The organism is Burkholderia sp. BCC1977 (assembly GCF_905339595.1).
Lineage (GTDB): Bacteria > Pseudomonadota > Gammaproteobacteria > Burkholderiales > Burkholderiaceae > Burkholderia.
This window is the reverse complement of sequence record NZ_CAJPGQ010000010.1, coordinates 142,128-162,475: the sequence shown is the minus strand read 5'-3', so window position 1 is coordinate 162,475 and position 20,348 is coordinate 142,128. Positions and strand designations below refer to the sequence as shown.

19 protein-coding genes are annotated in these 20,348 nt (G+C 68.6%); 10 read left to right on the top strand and 9 right to left on the bottom strand.

Going from position 1 to position 20,348, the window contains the following annotated elements:
* Positions 1-34: 34 nt before the first annotated feature.
* From U5771_RS11660 to U5771_RS11645, 4 genes are all read right to left on the bottom strand, one after another.
* Positions 35-499, bottom strand: a complete 465-nt coding sequence (locus tag U5771_RS11660) for a DUF934 domain-containing protein (protein WP_322024104.1) — start codon at positions 497-499, stop codon at positions 35-37.
* On the bottom strand, positions 496-2,280 hold the full coding sequence (locus U5771_RS11655) for a nitrite/sulfite reductase (protein WP_322024103.1): 1,785 nt from the start codon (positions 2,278-2,280) through the stop codon (positions 496-498). The genes U5771_RS11660 and U5771_RS11655 overlap by 4 nt, the downstream gene beginning before the upstream one ends.
* A 198-nt stretch (positions 2,281-2,478) precedes the next feature.
* A complete protein-coding gene (locus U5771_RS11650) occupies positions 2,479-2,880 on the bottom strand; it encodes a hypothetical protein (protein WP_322024102.1) in 402 nt (133 codons plus the stop codon).
* A gap of 101 nt (positions 2,881-2,981) precedes the next feature.
* Positions 2,982-4,415: a PLP-dependent aminotransferase family protein gene (locus U5771_RS11645; protein ID WP_322024101.1), complete on the bottom strand. Its 1,434-nt coding sequence runs from the start codon at positions 4,413-4,415 to the stop codon at positions 2,982-2,984.
* Positions 4,416-4,958: 543 nt separating this feature from the next.
* Here U5771_RS11645 and U5771_RS11640 point away from each other — a divergent pair.
* Positions 4,959-6,083, top strand: a complete 1,125-nt coding sequence (locus tag U5771_RS11640; protein ID WP_322024100.1) for an extracellular solute-binding protein — start codon at positions 4,959-4,961, stop codon at positions 6,081-6,083.
* Positions 6,080-7,855, top strand: a complete 1,776-nt coding sequence (locus U5771_RS11635) for a diguanylate cyclase domain-containing protein (protein ID WP_322024099.1) — start codon at positions 6,080-6,082, stop codon at positions 7,853-7,855. Before U5771_RS11640 ends, U5771_RS11635 begins: the two co-directional genes overlap by 4 nt.
* Before the next feature lie 100 nt (positions 7,856-7,955).
* On the opposite strand, the gene U5771_RS11630 is transcribed toward U5771_RS11635, so the two are convergent.
* The 3 genes from U5771_RS11630 to U5771_RS11620 form a co-directional block, all read right to left on the bottom strand.
* Positions 7,956-8,255, bottom strand: coding sequence for a DUF4148 domain-containing protein (locus U5771_RS11630; RefSeq protein ID WP_322024098.1), 300 nt, complete (start codon positions 8,253-8,255; stop codon positions 7,956-7,958).
* Positions 8,256-8,539: 284 nt separating this feature from the next.
* The gene (locus U5771_RS11625) at positions 8,540-8,800 is read right to left on the bottom strand and encodes a hypothetical protein (protein WP_006760082.1); all 261 of its coding nucleotides are present in this window, start codon (positions 8,798-8,800) and stop codon (positions 8,540-8,542) included.
* A 497-nt stretch (positions 8,801-9,297) separates the two neighbouring features.
* Positions 9,298-10,146 carry a sulfite exporter TauE/SafE family protein gene (locus U5771_RS11620; protein ID WP_322024097.1) on the bottom strand — a complete coding sequence of 283 codons (849 nt, stop codon included), beginning with the start codon at positions 10,144-10,146 and terminating at the stop codon, positions 9,298-9,300.
* A gap of 319 nt (positions 10,147-10,465) precedes the next feature.
* Between U5771_RS11620 and U5771_RS11615 the strand changes: the two genes are divergently transcribed.
* The gene (locus U5771_RS11615) at positions 10,466-11,362 is read left to right on the top strand and encodes a LysR family transcriptional regulator (RefSeq protein WP_322024096.1); all 897 of its coding nucleotides are present in this window, start codon (positions 10,466-10,468) and stop codon (positions 11,360-11,362) included.
* A 147-nt stretch (positions 11,363-11,509) separates the two neighbouring features.
* The gene (locus U5771_RS11610) at positions 11,510-12,142 is read left to right on the top strand and encodes a LysE family translocator (protein WP_322024095.1); all 633 of its coding nucleotides are present in this window, start codon (positions 11,510-11,512) and stop codon (positions 12,140-12,142) included.
* A 194-nt stretch (positions 12,143-12,336) separates the two neighbouring features.
* Here the strand turns inward: U5771_RS11610 and U5771_RS11605 are convergent, their stop codons facing one another.
* Positions 12,337-14,022, bottom strand: a complete 1,686-nt coding sequence (locus U5771_RS11605) for a metallophosphoesterase family protein (protein ID WP_322024094.1) — start codon at positions 14,020-14,022, stop codon at positions 12,337-12,339.
* A 307-nt stretch (positions 14,023-14,329) separates the two neighbouring features.
* On the opposite strand from U5771_RS11605, the gene U5771_RS11600 reads away from it, so the two are divergent.
* From U5771_RS11600 to U5771_RS11580, 5 genes are all read left to right on the top strand, one after another.
* Positions 14,330-14,629 (top strand): YXWGXW repeat-containing protein, encoded by a 300-nt coding sequence (locus tag U5771_RS11600; protein ID WP_322024093.1) that lies wholly within the window; start codon positions 14,330-14,332, stop codon positions 14,627-14,629.
* A 217-nt stretch (positions 14,630-14,846) separates the two neighbouring features.
* Positions 14,847-15,611, top strand: coding sequence for an RNA polymerase sigma factor (locus tag U5771_RS11595; RefSeq protein WP_322024092.1), 765 nt, complete (start codon positions 14,847-14,849; stop codon positions 15,609-15,611).
* Positions 15,608-16,027 carry a hypothetical protein gene (locus U5771_RS11590; RefSeq protein WP_322024091.1) on the top strand — a complete coding sequence of 140 codons (420 nt, stop codon included), beginning with the start codon at positions 15,608-15,610 and terminating at the stop codon, positions 16,025-16,027. The genes U5771_RS11595 and U5771_RS11590 overlap by 4 nt, the downstream gene beginning before the upstream one ends.
* On the top strand, positions 16,024-16,527 hold the full coding sequence (locus U5771_RS11585) for a periplasmic heavy metal sensor (protein ID WP_322024090.1): 504 nt from the start codon (positions 16,024-16,026) through the stop codon (positions 16,525-16,527). The genes U5771_RS11590 and U5771_RS11585 overlap by 4 nt, the downstream gene beginning before the upstream one ends.
* 282 nt (positions 16,528-16,809) lie before the next feature.
* Positions 16,810-17,655 (top strand): GNAT family N-acetyltransferase, encoded by an 846-nt coding sequence (locus U5771_RS11580; protein ID WP_322024089.1) that lies wholly within the window; start codon positions 16,810-16,812, stop codon positions 17,653-17,655.
* Between the two features lie 235 nt (positions 17,656-17,890).
* Here the strand turns inward: U5771_RS11580 and U5771_RS11575 are convergent, their stop codons facing one another.
* Positions 17,891-18,670 carry a glutathione S-transferase family protein gene (locus U5771_RS11575; RefSeq protein WP_322024088.1) on the bottom strand — a complete coding sequence of 260 codons (780 nt, stop codon included), beginning with the start codon at positions 18,668-18,670 and terminating at the stop codon, positions 17,891-17,893.
* Positions 18,671-18,953: 283 nt separating this feature from the next.
* Here U5771_RS11575 and U5771_RS11570 point away from each other — a divergent pair, with 283 nt between their 5' ends.
* Positions 18,954-20,348 carry a DUF1800 domain-containing protein gene (locus tag U5771_RS11570; protein WP_322024087.1) on the top strand — a complete coding sequence of 465 codons (1,395 nt, stop codon included), beginning with the start codon at positions 18,954-18,956 and terminating at the stop codon, positions 20,346-20,348.

Genomic DNA, 20,348 nt, shown 5'->3' with positions numbered 1-20,348 from the left:
TATCTCGGACGGGCGGCCTGCGGGCCGCCCTGTTTCATTTCCCGGCCGGCGTCTCGACGGGCGCCGCCGCGTCCTGCCGCGGCGCCGCCGTTCTCGCATCGCGCTGATAGAAGCCCGGAAACCGGTCGAGCTGCCGGCGCGCGGCGGCCAGATCGGCATCGGCGCCGAGCACCGCGCTCGAAAACCCGGTGCGCTCCATCAACAGCAGCTGGTCGATCAGCACCTCGCCGGTCGCGCGCAGGTCGCCGGCGAAGCCGAAGCGCTTGCGCAGCAGATAGGCCTGGCTGTACGCGCGGCCGTCGGTGAACGACGGGAAATGCAGATCGATGCGCGCGGTCTGCGCGATGCGCTCGGCGAGCGGCGGCAGTTCCTCGTCGTTGCCGATCGTCAGGGTGGCGAGCGTCGCGGTGTCGGGAGCGTTCGTCGCGTCGGCGTGTTCGGCCGGCGTCAGCAGCCGGATGCGTGCGTTCGCGCTCGAGGTTTCGTCGGTCGGTTTCATGCGTGCTCCGCCTGGTGACGTGCGTCGTTCGCCGCGGCCTTGAAGGGCTCGGCACCGATGCGATGCACCGTGTCGATGAATCGTTCGCTGCGGCCGTCGGCGTCGCGCCGCGCGTCGAGATACACGTTGACGAGCGCGTCCACGACATCGACGATCTCGTCCGCCGAGAACGACGGGCCGATCACCTTGCCCGGCCGCGCGGGGCCGCTCGCGCTCGAGCCGTCCGAGCCGCCGAGCGTCACCTGGTACCACTCCGCGCCGTCCTTGTCGACGCCGAGGATGCCGATGTGCCCGCTGTGATGGTGGCCGCACGAGTTGATGCAGCCGCTGATGTGCAGGTCGATGTCGCCGACGTCGTGCAGCATGTCGAGATCCTGGAACCGCTCGGCGATCGCGTCGGCGATCGGGATCGAGCGCGCGTTCGCGAGCGCGCAGAAGTCGCCGCCCGGGCACGCGATCATGTCGGTCAGGAGTCCGACGTTTGCACTGGCGAGGCCGATCGCGCGCGCGTGTTCCCACAGCAGGAACAGGTCGTCGACGTGCACCCACGGCAGCACCACGTTCTGCGCGTGCGTGACGCGCGCCTCGCCGGCCGAGAAGCGGTCGGCCAGTGCAGCCAGCGCGTCGAGCTGCTCGGGCGAGGCGTCGCCGGGCGCCTGCAGGCGGCGCTTGAACGACAGCGTGACGATGCGCAGCGCCGGATCGCGGTGCGCGGCGACGTTGCGCGCGAGCCAGCGCGCGAAGGCCGGATGGCGGCTGGCGTGGGCGGCCATGCGGGCTTCGACGTCCAGCAGGTCGAGCGTGCGCGGCGTGACGCGCGGCGGCACGAACGATGCCGCGATGCGGTCGAACTCGGCCTGCGGAATCGTGTGCGGGCCGCCGTCATGCTCGACGATCTGGCGGAACTCTTCCTCGACGTCGTCGATGTAGCGCTGCCCCTCGCTCTTCACGAGGATCTTGATGCGCGCCTTGTACTTGTTGTCGCGGCGTCCGTAGCGGTTGTAGACGCGGACGATCGCCTCGATGTAGTTCATCACGTGCTGCCACGGCAGGAACGCGCGCAGCAGCGTCGCGATCACGGGCGTGCGGCCCATGCCGCCGCCGGCGCTCACGCGAAAGCCGAGCTCGCCCGCGTCGTTGCGCACGAGCTTCAGCCCGACGTCGTGCCAGTCGGTCGCCGCACGATCCTCGGCCGCGCCGGTGATCGCGATCTTGAACTTGCGCGGCAGGAACGCGAATTCCGGATGCAGCGTCGTCCACTGGCGCATCACCTCGGCGAACGGCCGCGGATCGGCGATCTCGTCCGGCGCGACGCCCGCGCGCTCGTCGCACGAGATGTTGCGGATGCAATTGCCGCTGGTCTGGATCCCGTGCATGTCGACGGTCGCGAGCAGGTCCATCACGTCGGCCGCCTTCGCGAGCGGAATCCAGTTGAACTGCACGTTGGTGCGGGTCGTGAAGTGCGCGTTGCGGGTCGGCAGGCGCAGCGTGCCGAGCAGCGCCTGCGCGTCGCAGGCGGCGCGATAGGTGGCGTCGTCGGGCACGTCGTAGTCGCGTGCGATCCGGGCGAGCACACGCAGCTGCGCGCTCGACAGTTCGCCGTACGGCACGGCCACGCGCAGCATCGGCGCATGGCGCTGCACGTACCAGCCGTTCTGCAGGCGCAACGGCCGGAATGCGTCTTCGCTCAGCGTGCCGTGCTGCCAGCGTTCGAGCTGGTCGCGGAACTGGGCGGCGCGGCTGTGCACGAGCGCCCGGTCGAAATCGGTATATCGGTACATGACGTGATACGCGAGAGGAGCGGCGGCGCAGGGGGCGCGCCGCTCGGGAGGGGACGTTGCGACGGGTGTCGGGCAACAGGGGACAGCGTAGGGAACGCGGGGCGGCGGGACAAGCAGCAGATCGGGACGAAAAGGGCGCAGCAGATCGCCGGCGCGCCGGCGAATGTCGGGCATGCGTGGCGCATGCCCGCGCCGGGTTCAGGCTTGCGCTTGCGGGTCGACGATCAACGCCGGATCGAGCGCGCGGATGCGCTGGTCGATGAAGTAGCCGCCGCCTTCCTGGTAGCGCAGATACAGACGGCCGCACGGCATGCAGCGGCTGACGGTGCAGCGGTTGTACGGGAAATGGCGCGGCGCGATCGGCGCGTCGTCCGACGCATAGCGCGTGCCGGCAGGATGATATTCGTCGTAGGTCGGCTCGGGGTCGTCGGGCGGCGCGAGCGTCGCCACTTCGGTCAGTTGCGTGTTCTGCAGCGACAGCGGCAGGGTCGTCCAGCCGGCGAGCGATGTTTTCGTGCACGTGCACGGTTGCGTGATGTGTGCCGCTTCGGCCGCCAGTTTCAGCAACGCGTCGTGATCGAGGTAGGGCAGTTGGCTCATGCGAAATCGTGAAGGAGCGGCGGGATCAGCAATGTAACCCGCGCGCGGCTTCGCTGCATGGACGTGCTGCAGGCGGCGCGCAGCTTGCTCGCAATGCCCGATCAGCCGGCCTTGCGTACCGCCGGCTCGGCGACCAGTTCGCCGAGCACGCGGATCGCGCGTTCGATGTCGCGGCTCCACGGATGGCCGAAGTTTACGCGCACGCAGCGCTCGAAGCCGTGCGCGGCCGAGAACAGCGGCCCCGGCGCGAAGCTGATGCCGCGCGCGATCGCCTGGCGGTGCAGCTCCATCGCGTCGATCGCATCGGGAAACGACAGCCACAGGAAATACCCGCCGTCGGGCCGCACCCACTCGACGCCGGGCGGCAGCCAGCGCCGCAGCGCGTCGTCCATGCGGGCGAGCTGCGCCTGCAGTGCGCCGCGCAGCTTGCGCAGGTGACGGTCGTAGCCGCCGTGCTCCAGATAGTTCGCGATGCCGGCCTGCGCCGGAATGCTCGCCGACAGCGTGGTCATCAGCTTGAGCCGCTGCACCTTCTCCGCGAACCGGCCGGCGGCGGCCCATCCGATCCGGTAGCCGGGCGCGAGCGTCTTCGAGAACGAACTGCAGTGCATCACGAGGCCGTGCCGGTCGAACGCACGCGCGGGCAGCGGGTAGTCGGGGCCGAAATGCAGCTCGCCGTACACGTCGTCCTCGATCAGCGGCACCTCGCGCGCGGCAAGCATCTCCACGAGCGCGCGTTTCTTGTCGAGCGACAGCGTGACGCCGGTCGGGTTCTGGAAGTTGGTCATGAACCAGCACGCGCGGATGTCGTGCCGGTCGAGCGCGTTCGCGAGCGCGTCGAGATCGAGGCCCGTGCGCGGATCGACGGGAATCTCGACCGCGCGCAGGTCGAGCCGCTCGATCGCCTGAAGCGCCGCATAGAAGCCGGGCGATTCGACCGCGACGACGTCGCCGGGCCGCGTGACGGCCATCAGGCACAGGTTCAGCGCTTCCAGCGCGCCGTTCGTGACGACGATCTCGTCGACGGGCTGCGCGACGCCGGTTGCCAGATAGCGCCGCGCGATCTGCTGGCGCAGCGCCTCGCTGCCGGGCGGCAGGTCGACGACCGTGCTCCACGGGCTGACGAGCCGCGTCGCCTGCGCGAGCGATTTCGCGAGGCGCGGCAGCGGAAACAGCTGCGGCGCGGGAAAGGCGGAGCCGAGCGGCACGATGCCGGGCTGCGTCGCGGCGTCGAGCACCGAGAACACGAGATCGTTGATGTCGACCTTGCGCGTTGCGCCGGCGCGGCTCGCGCGGCGTTTCGCGGGCGGGTTCGCCGCCGGGCCGGCGCCGGGCGCGACGTAATAGCCGGAGCGTTCGCGCGCGCGGATCAGCCCCCACTGTTCGAGCAGGTAGTACGCGCGAAACACCGTCGACTGGCTCACGCCATGCTGCGCGATGATCTGGCGCAGCGACGGCAGGCGCGTGCCGACCGCGAGGTTGCCGTTGCGGATTTCGTCGGCGATCGTATGGGCGAGGGTTTCGTAGCGTTTCATCGGCGCGGCGGAGCATGCTTGGCGCCTGCGCGCGGGGCCGGTGCGGCGCCGCGCCGGCGGGCGCGCGTCATTGTCCGACGACCGGCCCGAAAAGGAAAGCGCGACGGCCGCGGCCGGTCGCGCTTTCGTGGCGATGTCGATGCGTGCGCATCTGTCGCGCGTGATCGCGGCGTTCGCGCAGGCGTGGCGCGAATGCACATGCGACGACGCGACGCACATGCAGGCGGATGGGGGTGACACCACGCGATGGATGACCCGCATCGCCGATTGCACTGAACGCACCGAACGCGTGCGCGATGCATGCGGGGTGCCGCCATGGTCGCGACCGGAACCGGCAGCCGTCGCGTCATGCCTTTCGACTGATCATTGTTCGTTCGCTCGACCGGGTTCGCGCAAGCGCGACGACAGGCGATCGAACGCGTGCACGTATTACGCACGCCGAATGAGCGGATACGACGCGCGTGCGGCTAGTTCCAATTGCGCGGCGATATTTTTTATGGTCTTGTTGCAGGATCACGCATCGACTCGAAAAAGGACAGTCGAATGCATTCGGGGAATTCGGGCGAGGACCGATTGATCAGGGGAATCGGCGCGCATCGGCGTGCGCGCCGTGCCGTGTGCCGCTGGTTTGTCATGTTGACGCTGGGCTTGTCGGGCCTGCCTGCGTGCGCCGCTTCTCCCGAGACCGTCAGCGACAACGTGCTGCGCATCCTTGCATGGCCCGGCTATGCGGACAACGATGTCGTCAGTGCATTCGAGACCCGATTCCATGTACGCGTCGAAGTGACGTTCGTCGATTCCGACGAAGCGTTGTGGGCGCGGATGCACAGCGCGTCGCCGCCGCCCTACGACGTGCTCGCGGCCAACACGGCCGAGATTCAGCGCTATGCGCGCGACGACCTGCTCACGCCGATCAACCTGTCGCAGATCCCGAACCGCCGGCGGCAACTGCCGAATTTCCAGCAGATCGCGACGATCGGCGGGCTCGTGCACAACGGTTCGACCTATGCGATTCCGTTCACGTATTCGTCGATGGGGCTGATCTACGATCGCCGGCAGGTGCCGGCCGCGCCACACTCGATGCGGGAACTCTGGAATCCGCGTTACCGCGGCAAGGTGCTCGACTTCAACAGCGCGCAGCATAATTTTTCGTTCACCGCGCTCGCGCTCGGCTATCCCGACCCGTTTCGCCTGTCGCCCGCACAAACGCTTGCCGTCGCGCACAAGCTGGTCGACCTGCGACGCAACCTGCTCACGTATTACACGCTTCCGGAAGAGGCGACCGCGCTGTTCGTCCAGCATCACGCGGCGCTGATGTTCGGCAACTACGGCACGCAGCAGGTCGAGCAGCTGCGTCGCGCCGGGGCGGATGTCGGCTACGTGATTCCGGACGAAGGCGCGCTCGCGTGGCTCGACTGCTGGGGCGTCACGCGCGGCACGGAGCATCGCCAGCTCGCGTTCGCGTGGATCAACTACATGCTCGAACCGGCGATCGGCGCGCTGCTGACCGAACGCCAGGGGCTCGCGAATACGCTCGAACCGCCAGCCGGTCTCGAGGCCGGCCATCAGCACCTCGTCTGGATCCAGCCGGTCGAGGACATCGCGCGGCGCGAGTCGCTGTGGAGCCGCATCGTATCGGGCGACCGGCCGGAGCGGTTCGAAAAATGATCAGGCTCGGGCTCACGTCGAAGCTGTCGGCGCTGTTCGCGTGCATCGGCGTGATCGCGTCCGGCACGACCGGCTACTACACCTATCGCTCGAACCGGACGATGCTCGTGCAGGAGGCGCAGCACAGCCTGCTGATGTCGACCCAGTTGCTCGGTCAGCGCTTCACGACCGCGTTGTCCGACGTGGCCGACGATGCGCTCGTGCTCGCGCAATTGCCGTCGGCGGCGCGCGTCGCGGTCGGCGACGGCACCGATCGCGCGTCGCGCACGCGGCTCGAGCAGGTCTATTACAGCTTCATGAAGAACCACCCCGAGTATCTGCAGGTCCGGCTGATCGCGCGCGGCGATTTCGGGCTCGAGCGGATTCGCGTCGATCGCGACGCGCGCGGCATCGTCGTGCTGCCGGAGAGTGCATTCCAGGAAAAAGGGCAGTTTTCCTACGTATTCGATACGCTTGCGACGGCACCCGGACATATTTACCTGTCGCCGATCGTGATCAATCACGAGACCGGCTCGCATTCGGCCGAAGGGCTGCCGATCCTGCGCGTGGGCACGCCGGTCGTCGACCAGGACGACCAGGTCGTCGGCGCGCTGGTCGTCGACGTCGAGCTGTCGCGCATGTTCGACCGGCTCGAACGCGATCTGCCGCAGGACTACGCGGTGTATCTCTCGAACGAATGGGGCGATTTCCTCGTGCACCCCGATCCGTCGCAGATCTTCGGCTTCGATCGCGGGCGGCGCGTGCTGATGCAGGACAGCTTTCCCGACACGCGGCTGCTGTTCGTCGGGACCCGCACGAACGTGACGCTCAACGGTCTCGCGCAGCCCGACGACGTCCCGGGCCAGATGGTCGCGTTCGTGCGCATGCCGTTCGGCAACAACGAGGGCAACCGCTTCGTCGTGCTCGGCATGGCGCGTCCGCTCACGGACGTGCTGGCGCCGGCCGGGGCTCTCGGGGAGCGGATCGTCCGGATGGTGCTCCTGATGAGCGTGGCGGCGGTGATTCTCGCGATCCTGTTCGCGCGCGCGATCACACGGCCGTTGCAGATGCTCGCGCGCGCGGCGACCCACGTGTTCGACGATCCGGCCGCCGAACGGTTGCCCGTCGCGCGGGCCGACGAAATCGGCGTGCTGGCGCGCTGTTTCGACAGCATGCGCGTCGAGATCCGCACGCAGGTCGCGATGCTGCGCGCGAAGCAGCTGGAACTGACGCATCTCGCCGGTCACGATCCGCTGACCGGCCTGCCGAACCGCCTGTTGTTCATGGAACATCTCGGCGCCGCGATCCGGCATGCGGCCGCGGTGCGCGAGGGGCTGGCGGTGATGTTCGTCGATCTCGATCGCTTCAAGCAGATCAACGACCAGCACGGGCACGCGGCCGGCGATCGTACGCTCGTCGCGGTGGCGAAACGACTGAGTCACGTGCTGCGCGGCGGCGACATGGCCGCGCGGCTCGGCGGCGACGAATTCATCGTGCTGATTTCGGACGTGCGATCGCCGGCGGTGATCGGCGATATCGCGTCGCGGATCCAGATCGTGATGGCCGAGGAGCTCGAGTTCGGCGACCGGCACCTGGCCGTGGGCGCGAGCATCGGCGTCAGCGAATATCCTGCCGATGGCGCGTCGGCCGAGGAACTGCTGGTCAAGGCCGATGCGGCGATGTACGCAGCGAAGGCGTCCGCGCAGTGCGCGTGCGTGCGTTACCAGGAACTGCTGGGTGGCGGCCTCGCCGAGGATGCCGACGGCCGCGTGGTGGCAGGGGGCAGCCGCTGACGGCAGGCCGCTCCAGGGCGGGGCGGAAACGCGACGAGCCCGTCACGGGACGGGCTCGCTGGATCCGGGCTCGCTGCGCGCGATGCGCGCAGTGGCGGGCTTAGTGGCCGAAGTAGACCGAGTCGCGCGCGTTCCGCACCTTGACTGCCGGTGCGCCGCCCTGGACGGCCGGGGCCGGCTGTGCGCCGTAGCCGCTGGCGTCGGCGGCGTGCACGCGCGCTTGCGCGGCCTGGATGTCGGCCGGGTAGTACGGGCTCGACTGGCTCGGCTTGTAGCCGGCGTTCTCGAGCTGGACGAGTTCGTTGCGCACTTGCGCGCGGGTCACGGTGCTTTGGGCGAAGGCGCCGAACGAGGCGGACAGGGCGACAGCGGCGACGACTGCGGAAACGAGCGATTTCATGATGACCTCCGATGTTCTATTGAGTTCGCCGGCGACACCATGTCGTAAGCGATTGATTACATCGTAGGCGTCGGTAGACCTAGGGTAAACGTGGATTCCGGCGAAAGATCATTGCAACCGGGGTAATAATTTCACGAGACATTCGATCCGTCCCCATTCTGCGTTGCGCGAATTGCAGACCGGTGGCGGGCGGGAGCGGCGACGCGCCGCGCACGGGCGAACGCGCGGCGGCGTGGCGCCGGCAGGCGGGGCGGGTTGGGGGTGTTGGGGGGGGCGTTGCCGGATCAGACGCCGTCGGCGTCGTCGATCTCCTTGCGCTCGCGGCGTTCCTCATTGCCGCGGCGCGCCCGCAGGCGCTGGCGCGACAGGACCGCGATCACCTGCTGGGTGGGCGCGCCGGACGGCAGCTCGTTGCGGATGCGATCGGGCACCATCGGCAGGCCCGCGCGCTGCCGGCGCAGTGCCTTCGCGATTGCCCGGCGGCATTCGTCCCCGTGGCAATCCCATTCATCGCGGATTCTCTGGCAATAACGGCATTGTTCCATCGAGACAGTCTAACGTGTCTTGGGGATCGCGGCTGACGAGGGAACGGACGGAGACCGGACTGGCGGGCGCAATGCGGCCGATGTCCCCGGTCGTGAATCGCGTGCCGTTCATGTCGGACTGCGAATCGATCGGGCGGCCCGACCGGCGGGAAAATACAATTCGCCGTATCTTTACCTACGGATCGCTTGCGCCGGAGCAAGCCGGCTCACGTGAGCGACCAGATCCCCCAGACGGCAATCAGTAAACCGAGGCCGAATCCACAGCCCGGCAACACGCATGTTTCCATTTGACGCCTCTGAAATCGCGCCGTCGCCACCGTCGCGGCGGCGGGCGGGTGGCAATATCGGTCCGAACCGCGCGTTGCCGTTTTCACGGAGCCGGTCGCGGGTCGTCGAGGCCGCGAATACTACGCGGGTCAGCTTTCAGAACGCATGCGCGATTTCGTGCCGGCGCGGCGACATCCATCGGCGCGATGGCGGGCGGCGCGCGGCCGCCGTCATTTCGTGCCTGCGTGCCCGGTGTCGACCTGGGCGGCGGACGGTGCCGCGTGGCGGAAGATGCCTGACTTCCAGATCATCTGGGACGCGGCGGCGAGCACGAACAGCAGGACGACCATCCGGAATACGCGCGGCGACATCTTGTCCCGCAACGGGCGAACGAGCCACATGCCGGCGATGGCGGGCAGGCTGGCCGCCGCCGAAATCGCGAGGTCGGCGGCGCTCGCGTGCGCGGCGCCGCTGAACGTCGTGATCAGCGTGACGATCGACACCACGAGGATGATCGCGATCTGCTTCGTGAACACGCGGCCGGTCGCGCCGGACGAAATCAGGTAGGTGGCGAGCAGCGGCCCCGGCACCGACGCGATGCTTTCCATCAGCGCCGCGCCGAACCCGAGCGTGAACCCGACCGGCTTCCGCCATGCCTCCGGCAGATTCAGCTTCGGTGCGCTCAGCATCAGGGTTGCCGCGACGATCAGCAGCGCGCCCGACGCGGCCTGTGCGTGGCCCGCGTTCAGCGACAGGAGAATCGCGACGCCGACGACGTTGCCGAACACGGTGCCCGCGATCGGTGCGGCGATCTTGCGCGCGGTCGCCAGTAGCTCGCCGCCTTCCAGCGCCTGCGGGATGTTGCCGAGGATGATCGGCATCGACAGCAGCAGCACCGCGTGCCGGATCGGCAGGAACTGGCTGAGGATCGGCATCGCCACCAGCGGAACGCCGATGCCCGTGACCCCCTTGACCATCCCGCCGAGCAGCAGTGCGACGGCGATGCCGATCAGGTCGAGCAGCGCGAGCCCGTGCAGGCTGGAAACCAGCACACCTTCAGTCAGATCGAGATGAATCATCGGGAGCAGGTCGAGACATGAGCGGCAACGGGGCGGTCGGCGGCACCCGGGGCCGGTGCGTGCGACGGCGCACGCCGTTGTTTGGTTGTGGGTCGAAGCGGTCGTCCGGTTGCATCGCCCGCCGTCGGTAATCGACAGGCAGGCGGTGCGTGCCCGGCGACGGCGTTCGACACGGTTCGAGGCTGAATCTTACCCGAGCGAGGCATCGGGCACGGTCACGGGATTGCGCGCCATCGGAGATCGTCGCCGTGGTTCAATATCATTCATGATATGTCGCTCTATCATGTGAAAAATACATGGACCGAAACAAGGAGGCGAGATGACGCTTGCGCAATTGCAGGCCCTGGCTGCCGTAGTCGAACTCGGCTCGCTGACGGCCGCGGCCGACCGGCTCAGTCGCAGTCAATCCGCGATCAGCCACGCGTTGACCGAACTGGAGGACATCACCGAGGTCAAGCTGCTGTTGCGCGACCGCCAGCCGGTCGTCCTGACCGCTGCCGGCGCGCGCCTGTGGCCGTACGTGCAGAACGTCGTCCGGGAAGCGCAGACTTTGCGCCAGCAGTTCGGCCTGTCGCGCGGCAAGCTCGAAGGGCGGCTGGTGGTCGCGTCGCTGCCGAGCGTCTCGCTCGCGTTCGTCGTACCCGCGCTCGAGGCGTTGAAGGCCGCGCATGAGGGCGTGACGGCGGTGCTGCTCGAAGGCACGGACGCGGAAGTCGAAGGGTGGCTCGACGACGGCACCGCCGACATCGGCGTGGTCGCCGGCACGAAGACCTTCGCGCACAACCTGCCGTTGCTCGACGAGGATTTCATCGCGGTCGCGGCGGACGGCATGTTCGACGGCCGCAAGAGCGTGTCGGCGAAACTGTTGTCGACGATGCCGTTCATTTTCTCGAAGGCGGGGTGCGGGCCGGTCATCGCGGATTACTTCGCGCGCAACGGTGCGTCGCTGCGTGCCGCATTCAACGTGGTCGAAATGCGGACCATTCTGTCGATGGCGGAGGCGGGAATGGGCGTGTCGATCGTCCCGCGCATCACGCTCACCTACACACGGTTCGGCGGCCGGGTGCTGGAGCTGTCGCCGAAGCTGCACCGTTCCGTGCGTCTGTCGTGGAACGCGACGGGCAACGCGGTCGCCGATGCATTCGTGAAGGAGGTCGATGCACAGCGCGTGAAGGCGGGAAAGGCGATTCGGGCGCGGGCGAAGAATGGAAAGTAGCGGGGCGGTGGGGCAATGAGACGATGAGGCGATGACGTGATGAAGCGCGCTCATGGGTAACTTGCAGTTTATTCATGCCGACGGCCATCGACTTGCAATACATTCTCGGACACTCGCCCCGAGTTCATCGCGCTGAAGGAGACCACCGTGCCGGCCTTGCCCACCCTGATTGCTTTCGGACTCGTGTCGCTCGGCATGGTCCTGACGCCCGGCCCGAACATGATCTACCTGATCTCCCGCTCGATCTGCCAGGGCCGCCGCGCGGGGCTGGTGTCGCTCGGCGGCGTCGCGCTGGGGTTCGTGTTCTACATGTTCTGCGCGGCATTCGGCATTACCGCGCTGGTGCTGACGGTGCCGTACGCGTATGACGTGCTGCGTTTCTCCGGCGCGCTGTACCTGTCGTATCTCGCGTGGCAGGCGCTCAAGCCGGGCGGGCGCTCGGCGTTTCAGGTCCGGCAGTTGCCGCACGACAGCGGCGCGCGGCTCTTCACGATGGGCTTCGTCACCAACCTCGCGAACCCGAAGATCGCGGTGATGTACCTGTCGCTGCTGCCGCAGTTCATTACGCCGGGGCACGGCAGCGTGCTCGCGCAATCGCTGGCGCTGGGATGCGTGCAGATCGCGGTCAGCGTCAGCGTCAACGCGCTGATCGCGAGCATGGCCGGCTCGATCGCGGGGTTTCTTGCCGAGCGACCGGTCTGGGCGCGGGTGCAGCGCTGGTTGATGGGGACCGTGCTGGCCGGACTGGCCGTGCGTATCGCGCTGGAATCGCGCAGCTAGCGGCAACGCGGCTTGCGGTGGAAGCCGACGTGGCGATGCGCATGCAACGTGCGGCGGATGAACCGGCGCGGCCAATCTGCGTGAAGCGGACCATCACGTATTCGTCGCATCCGTAAGCGGATGGCGCGCGATGTCCCGCGCCAACCCGCTCCGGCGGCCCGTCGCGCAACCACGCGCCGCGGGCCGCCGCCGCATCAGCGCTCGCCGCGCTTCTTGCTCAGCTCGATCGTCTCGAACAGCTCGTACTGCGCGGTCGGGTGCTGATCCGCGCCCGGCGCGTGGTAGTAGCGCATCGTGATCGTCGTGTGGCCGCCCGGCTTGCCCGGATCGTGGTCGAACACCGCGATCCCGTAGCCCGTGCCCGTATCGCGGCGCGCCGACCAGATCGCATCCTCCAGCGCATCGGCCGGCTTGCGCACGAACGTGTTCGCCGCCGTGCCCGGCACCGGCCGGTTCGGCTTCGTGAACACCTTGGCCTGCGCAAAGCCGGTCGCGGGGTTCTCGCCGTATACGTCGAGCGGCGCACTGGTGCCGCCGCCGCCGAGGATCAGGTGGATCGTGCCGTGGCTCGTGTCGAACGTCGTGCGGTCCGGATCGGTCGACCCGACCGGACGCGGCTGCAGCGTCTCGACGACTTCGCCGGTCGACGCATCGACGCCCGCGCGGTGATTGCAGCCGCGTACCGGGTAGCTGCGCTCGTAGTCGTGATCGTGACCGCACAGCACGAGGTCGACACCGTAACGGTCGAACAACGGCAGCCATGCCTCGCGGATGCCCTTGTCCGAGCCGTTGCCCGTCTTCGACGAACTCAGCGCGTCCTGGTGCATCTGCACGACGATCCAGTCGATCTCGTCGTCGTGCGACGCGTGACGCAGCGTGTGCTCGAGCCAGCGCGTCTGCACGCCGTCGCTGTAGCCGCGCACGTAGAACGACGTGCCCGGTTCGATCGGCGCATGGCCGGTGCTCGCGGCCGGCACCAGCGGATTCGGGCCGCCGACGAAGGCGGCCGCATCCTGGTACACGACGTCGTCGGCGTCGAGCGAGATGAACAGCACCGAGCTCACGCGGAAGCTGTACCAGCGGCCCGGAAAGCGCGTGCCGTTCTCGGGCAGCATATAGCGCGCGAGATACGAGTCGAGCCCCTGCGGGCCGTTGTTGAATTCGATCTCGTGATTGCCGGGGCACGGCATCCACGGGCGGTTCGCGGCCGACGTCTGGTTGTTGTTGCCGAAGTCGCGCCACACCTCCGGCTGATGCGCGGGGTTCAGGTTTGCGTAGCAGAGGTCGCCGTTCAGCAGGTGGAACAGCGGCTGGAACTGCTCGACCGCCTGCACCGCGAAGCGGCTTTGCGGCGACGACAGCACCCAGGCGCCGTTCGGCGTCGCGAGGTCGCCGTAGCTCGTGAAGCGGAACGGCGCGCGCCCGCGCGGCGCGGTCGTGAAGGTCGCGGCAAACGGCTGTGCGGCGTTGCTGTCGTTGTCGGCCGTCAGTTCGTAGCGATAGCGCGTGTTCGGCTTCAGGCCGTGCACGCGCGCGTGGTACGTGAACACGGTTTCGCCGTTCAGGCCGTCGGTGTAGAGGCGCTGCACGCCGTGCACGGTGCGTGCCGGTTCGCCGTCGGCGACGATGCGCGCGCGCGGATTGACGGCCGGCGCGAGCGACGCCCACGAGATCGCGACTTCGGACGTCGGGTCGCTGCCCCACGTCAGGTGCACCTGTTCGGGGGTTCCGTCCGGGTTCGACGCGGCGGCACGGGCGGCCGCGAGTCCGCCCGCGGCGGTGGCGAGGCCGGAGACGCCGGCCAGTTTCAGGAAGCCGCGACGCGATACGGAAGCGGCCGGCTCGTTCGACTCGGCGGGGAAGTTGTCCTGGTTCGACATGGTCGTATTTTCGTTGGGTGACACGCGAAATGCGGAACCGCCCGGCCGTGCGCGAGCGCGTCCGGGGCGTGGGCCGGAAACGAGCGGGATCCCGGTGACACGCATTGTCGAAGCGCAGTTTTGCCGGGTTGTGACAGACGGTCGTCAACGCACGGCCGCTCCGCATCGATCGACGCGTGCAGGGTCGCCGGCGCGGCAGAAATTTATTTGCGTGCGCCGCGACGGAATTTTGCCGCATGCGTCGTTTAACGAACGAACGGCCACTTCCGGCCATGAACGGTCGATACACGATGCTTCGGAGTCTTGCATGAAACTTTCCATTTCATTACGGTTTGCCGCGGGATGCGTGGCCGCGCTGGCGACGTCCGCCGCATTCGCGCAGGCCGTCATCGTCGCGCCGGTCGCGCCGCCGCCGCCGCGCGTCGAAGTGATGCCGGTGCCGCGCGCGGGCTACGTATGGGATCAGGGCCACTGGCACTGGCGGCAGGGCCGCTACGTGTGGATTCCCGGGCACTGGCAGGGGGTGCGGGCCGGTTATCACTGGGTGCCCGGGCACTGGGCCGCGCGTGGCCCGAACTGGCGCTGGGTGCCGGGTCACTGGGCTTGACGCGCAAGGTGCCGCGTGACGCGCAGCGCCCGTGCGGCGGGACTTCCACACAACTTCATCGGTCGAACCATGCCTTTTAGAACCCTTTTGATCGTGGCAGCCGCGGCCGTCGTGCTGGCCGGCTGCGTCGTGGTGCCGGCGCGCCCGGTGTATTACCGGCCCGCGCCGGTCGTCGTATATTGATCGCGCCGGCCGGCGGGCGATCGACCGGATCGAGATGCCGCTCGAACCGGATGCAGACGAAACCGACCGGGCCGAGCCCGGGCGCGGCGCACCACGCGGTGCCGACGCGCCGGCGTGGCGCCGTGCGGCGCCGGCCCGACGCATGCAAGGAGAGCACGACGATGAGCTTCAGCCGGACGGCGGGCACACCCGCCGGCAGCATGCGGCGTTCGCGCGGCACGTTGCGGAGCAGCCTGCGTTGAGCGACGCCGATCCGGACGCGGAACTCGTCGCGCGGGTCGGCGCGCGCGACGCGTCGGCCGTGCGCGTGCTCGTCGCCCGCAAGCTGCCGCGCCTGCTCGCGCTCGCGACGCGCATGCTCGGCGACCGGACCGAGGCCGAAGACGTTGCGCAGGAAACCTTCCTGCGGATCTGGCATCACGCGCCGCGCTGGCGGGACGGCGAAGCGCGCTTCGACACGTGGCTGCATCGCGTGGTGCTGAACCTGTGCTACGACCGCTTGCGCGGGCGGCGCGAGGAGCCGGTCGACACGTTGCCGGACGTGCCGGACATGCAACCCGAGCCGGCCGCGCACGCGGAGTTGCGCTCCCGCGATGCGCGCGTGCGCGAGGCACTCGCCGCGTTGCCGCCGAGGCAGCGGGAAGCGCTCGTGCTCCAGTACTATCAGGACATGTCGAACGTTGAAGCGGCCAACCTGATGGGCATCACCGTCGATGCGCTGGAAAGCCTGCTCGCGCGCGCGCGGCGCAACCTGCGCGCGCAACTGGCCGGCGACCCACCTAGCGAGGACAAGCGATGACACCCGAACGATTCCGTACCATCGTCGCCGCGTACGGCTCGGATGCGCGGCGCTGGCCGCAAGACGAACGCGCGGCGGCCGAAGCGTGGGCGCAAGCGCATCCGCGCGACGCGCTGGAGGCGCTCGACGATGCCGCCGAGCTCGATGCATGGCTGATGCAGGACACGGTCGCACCGCCCGCGCCGGCGCTGGTCGAACGCATCGTCGCGTCGACGCCCGCGCCGCAACGTGCGCGGCGCCCGGGAACGGTGTGGTGGTCGGGCGCGGCGGTCGCGGGCGTCGGGCTGGCCGGCGCGCTGGCGGGCGCAGTGGCCGTGTCGATGCTGATGCTCGGCAGCGCGCCGATCGCGCAACACGAACCGGGCTACCTGACGACGACGTTCGGCGGCCCGAGCATCGACGGAGGCGACGAATGAGCGAACGCGGCTGGAAATTCATGCTCGTCGGGTCGGTCGTGTTGAACGTGTTCATGCTCGGCGCGATCGGCGGCGGCGCGTATCAGTGGTTCTCGACCCATCGTGACCTGCATGGCGCCGGGATGCCCGGACAGCGTACGGCGTTGCGGTTCGCCGCGGACCAATTGTCCGATACGCGTCGGCAGGAATTCGCGGCGGCGCTGAAGGCGGCCCGCAAGGACGGCCGGGATTTCGCTCGTGAAGGGCGTGACGGGCGCATCACGGTGCTGGATCTGCTGGCGGCGCCGCAGCTCGATCGCGCGGCGATCGATGCGGCGCTCGATCGGACGCGGGCGGCAGACAGTGCATTGCGCGGGCAGGTCGAGCGCAGTGTCGTCGAGTTCGCGGCGACGCTGACGCCGGACGAGCGCGCGAAGTTCGTCGACGGGTTGCGGCGTAGCGGGAACTGGCGATTGCCGGCGAGATGGCAGAAGCAGCAAGGGGTGACGGCGAGCCGGTAAGCAGCGGCGCGTGTGGACGCGTCACGCTCGCCCATCCGCTGGCCGCCCGTTCGGATGGCCGAAGGCGGCCGGCAGCGTGACCCGGTCGTCCGGGGCGGCTTCGCGGCGATCGCTGCGTGACCGTCCGCTTCGACCGGCAACGTGTCTTCCAGCGACCGCACGGAATGACCGTCCACGCCGAGATCCGCCGCCGGGATTATGATGGCCCGATCGGCAGCACCTTCCCGATGTATTCACCGCAACGCGAGGCGGCAATCTCGAGCGCCGCGGCAGGGGCGAACCATGGATCGAAGCGAAGACTTTATCGTGCGCACCATGTCGGCCAGTGAGGTGGCCATGTCGGTCGACTGGGCGGCCGCGGAAGGGTGGAACCCCGGCCGCCATGACCCGCAGTGTTTCCGGGCAGCCGACCCGGCCGGTTTTTTCGTCGGCGTCTGGCGCGGCGAGCCGGTCGCGTGCCTCGCCGCCGTCGCTTATGACGCACACTTCGGCTTCATCGGTCTCTACATCGTGAAACCCGGGTTTCGCGGCCAGGGCTTCGGCTTGCGCATCTGGCAGCACGGCATGCGTTACCTTGGGGATCGCAACGTCGGCCTGGACGGTGTCGTTGCCCAGCAGGCGAACTACAGGAAGTCCGGGTTCCGGCTCGCGTATCGCAACATCCGCTATCAGGGGCGCGTGAGCGGCATCGGGTGCGCGCATGTGGCCGCAGCGGGCGATGTCCCGTTCGAGCAGTTGCTTGCCTACGATCGCCAGTGTTTTCCGGCGGCGCGCGAGCGTTTCGTCTCCGCGTGGATCGCGCAGCCGGATGCCGTTGCGCTCGCTACGATCGACGCCGGCCGTGTCGCCGGATACGGGGTCGTGCGCCGCTGCCACGCGGGCTGCAAGATCGGCCCGCTCTTCGCCGATGATGCCGACGTCGCCACGGGGCTCTTTCGTGCGCTGGCGTCGCGCATGCCCGGCGAGGCGATCGTGCTCGACGTGCCGGAAACGAATCCCGCAGCCGTGGCACTGGCGGAACGTCATGGCATGTCGAGCGTATTCGAGACCGCGCGGATGTATACGAAAGAAGCGCCCGGGATTGCGATCGACCGCGTGTTCGGAGTGACGTCGTTCGAGCTCGGGTGAGCGTCACGAACCTGCTCGGAAGAGTGCCATCCGGCAGCGTGCGGCGGAGGAAATCGCCGTGCGCGAAAATCCTGTCGCGATTCCCCATTCCCCATTCCCCATTCCGCATTCCGCATTCCCCATTCCGCATTCCCCATTCCGCATTCGACATGGCTGCGACCGAGCCTGCCGTCGCAACGGAATCCGGTCACGCATCGAATGCGTGGCGCTCGTCATCGGGCGCGAATTGCCTGCGTCAGGAAACGGCACGCACCCGATCGCGTTCTTCCCCATACAAGCGCATCGCGAACCTTCCTGCCGCCGTATCCCGCAGCCGCAGGGCTTCGTCGCGCATCGCCGCGGGCACGTCATCGAGCGAAGGGTAAGCCGCACGATACTCCGCGGGAAAAAGCACCGGCGCGGCCAGCGCCGCAAATGCCAGATCCGCCGCCGTGAAGCGGTCGTCGACGAGAAAGCGCCGGCCATCGCCCAGCCGGGCGTCGACTTCCTTGAAGATCGCACGCACGCGCTCGATGGAGCGAGCTGCACTGTCCGGCGTGATCCTGAGCGCTGCGCGAATGAGCGTCACGACACCCGGCATGATGACCGGCAGCGACACGGCCTCGAACCGCGGCACGCCGCGCGACATGATGCGCAGCAGCAGCCTGCGGTCCGGCAGCAATTGCGCATAGGCCCAACGTCTCGCATGCGGACCCAGCACTTCGTCGAACCGCGTCTCCAGCGCTTCGACTTCCTGCCGCAGCGCGGCATCGCGCGGATACAGCACATCGCCGCCGCACACGGCGTCGAGATGCATCAGGATAGCGGTGGAATCGATGAAGCGCGCACCGTCATGAACCAGCAACGGCACGCTGCTGCCGCCGTTGCGTTTCGTCGCCAGCCGATGCAGCAGCGGGGCATGCGGTGTTTCCCGGTACGGCAGCGACAGCCGGTCGAGCGCCCACCGCGCTTTTTCGCTGTAGTGGCTGTGCGGCATCGTGATCAACACGGCAACACGAACGCTGTCGTGGGTCATTGAAAGAGCCCTCATGCGTCACTGCATCGCGCGCGCAACCGATCCCGCGTGCCTTGAGCATTGTGGCAAGTGCGGGAGGCGCCATCAATGCTCCTTTTGCCTACCGGCCGATGGTTCGGAACGATCTGACGATTGGGCGCGGCAAGCGCGTGTCCGCCGCTGCTTGAAAGCCGACGGCAAGCGTCGACCTCTCCGCGCCGGAACCGAAATATTTCGCCGATTCCGCGACGGATTTCCCGCCGGCCCCCGTTAAACACGGGTACGCATCGCGAGAACCCCCGTCATGGACCATCCGAACGACATCTCACCGGCCGCCATCGCGCTGAACCGCTTCGGTCTCGGCGCGCGGGCCGACCAAGCGCCGCCTGTCGATCCGAAGGCCGCGCTGGTCGCCCAGTTCGACCGCTTCGACCCGCGGCCGGCCGCGTGGGCCGGCGAGCCGGACGCGGTCACGCTCGCCACGCGCTTCGCGACGACCCGCGACGCGAAGACGAGCGACGACGCGGCGGCCCGGCGCGCAACCGCGCAATCGATCCGCCGCGATGGCTACGCCGCGTATCGCAGCGCGGTCGCCGCACGGCTGAACAGCGCGCTCGCCACGCCCGCGCCGTTCGTCGAGCGTCTCGTGCATTTCTGGGCGAACCATTTCGCGGTGTCGGTCGACAAGGGGCAGGTCGCCGCATACGCAGGCGCATTCGAGCGCGATGCGATCCGCCCGCACGTGCTCGGCCGCTTCGAGGACATGCTCGTCGCCGTCGAGCAGCATCCGGCGATGCAGCTGTTTCTCGACCAGGCGCGCTCGATCGGCCCCGACAGCCCGGCCGCGCTGCGCGCCGAAGCCCGCAATCCCGCGGCGCGGCGCGGCCTCAACGAGAACCTCGCGCGCGAGATCATGGAGCTGCATACGCTCGGCGTACGCACGGGCTATACGCAAGCGGACGTGACGGAATTCGCGCGTGCGCTGACCGGCTGGAGCATCGCCGGCGGACGCGGGCCGCAGCCCGGCGATGCGGCGCCCGGCGCGTTCGTGTTTCGTCCGAAGCTGCACGAACCGGGCGCGCGCACGGTGATGGGCCGCACGTACGACCAGCCGGGTGAAGCGCAGGCGCGTGCGATCCTGGGCGAGCTGGCGCGTTCGCCGGCGACGGGCCGGCATATCGCGTTCCAGCTCGCCCGCCATTTCGTCGCCGACAATCCGCCGCCCGCGCTCACCGACCGGCTCGCCCGCGCATTCGATGCGAGCGGCGGCGATTTGCCGACCGTCTATCGCGCGCTGGTCGACGCGCCCGACGCATGGTCGCCGGTCAATCGCAAGTTCAAGACGCCGTGGGAGTGGGCCGTGTCGTCGCTGCGCGGGCTCGGCTGGCGCGACACCGGCGACCTGAAGGCCGCGCCGCTGCTCGCGCAGCTCGGCCAGCCGGTGTGGCGGCCGGGATCGCCGGCCGGCTACGACGACGTCGCCGCGAGCTGGGCCGCCCCCGACGCGCTGGTGCGCCGCGTCGAGATCGCGCAGCGGCTCGCCGCGCGCACAGGCGACCGGCTCGATCCACGCACGCTCGGCAATACGCTGCTGGCCGGCTCGCTGAGCGCGCCGACGGCGACCGCGCTGTCGCGTGCCGAGAGCGCGACCACGTCGCTCGCGCTGCTGCTCGTGTCGCCCGATTTCCAACGGAGATGA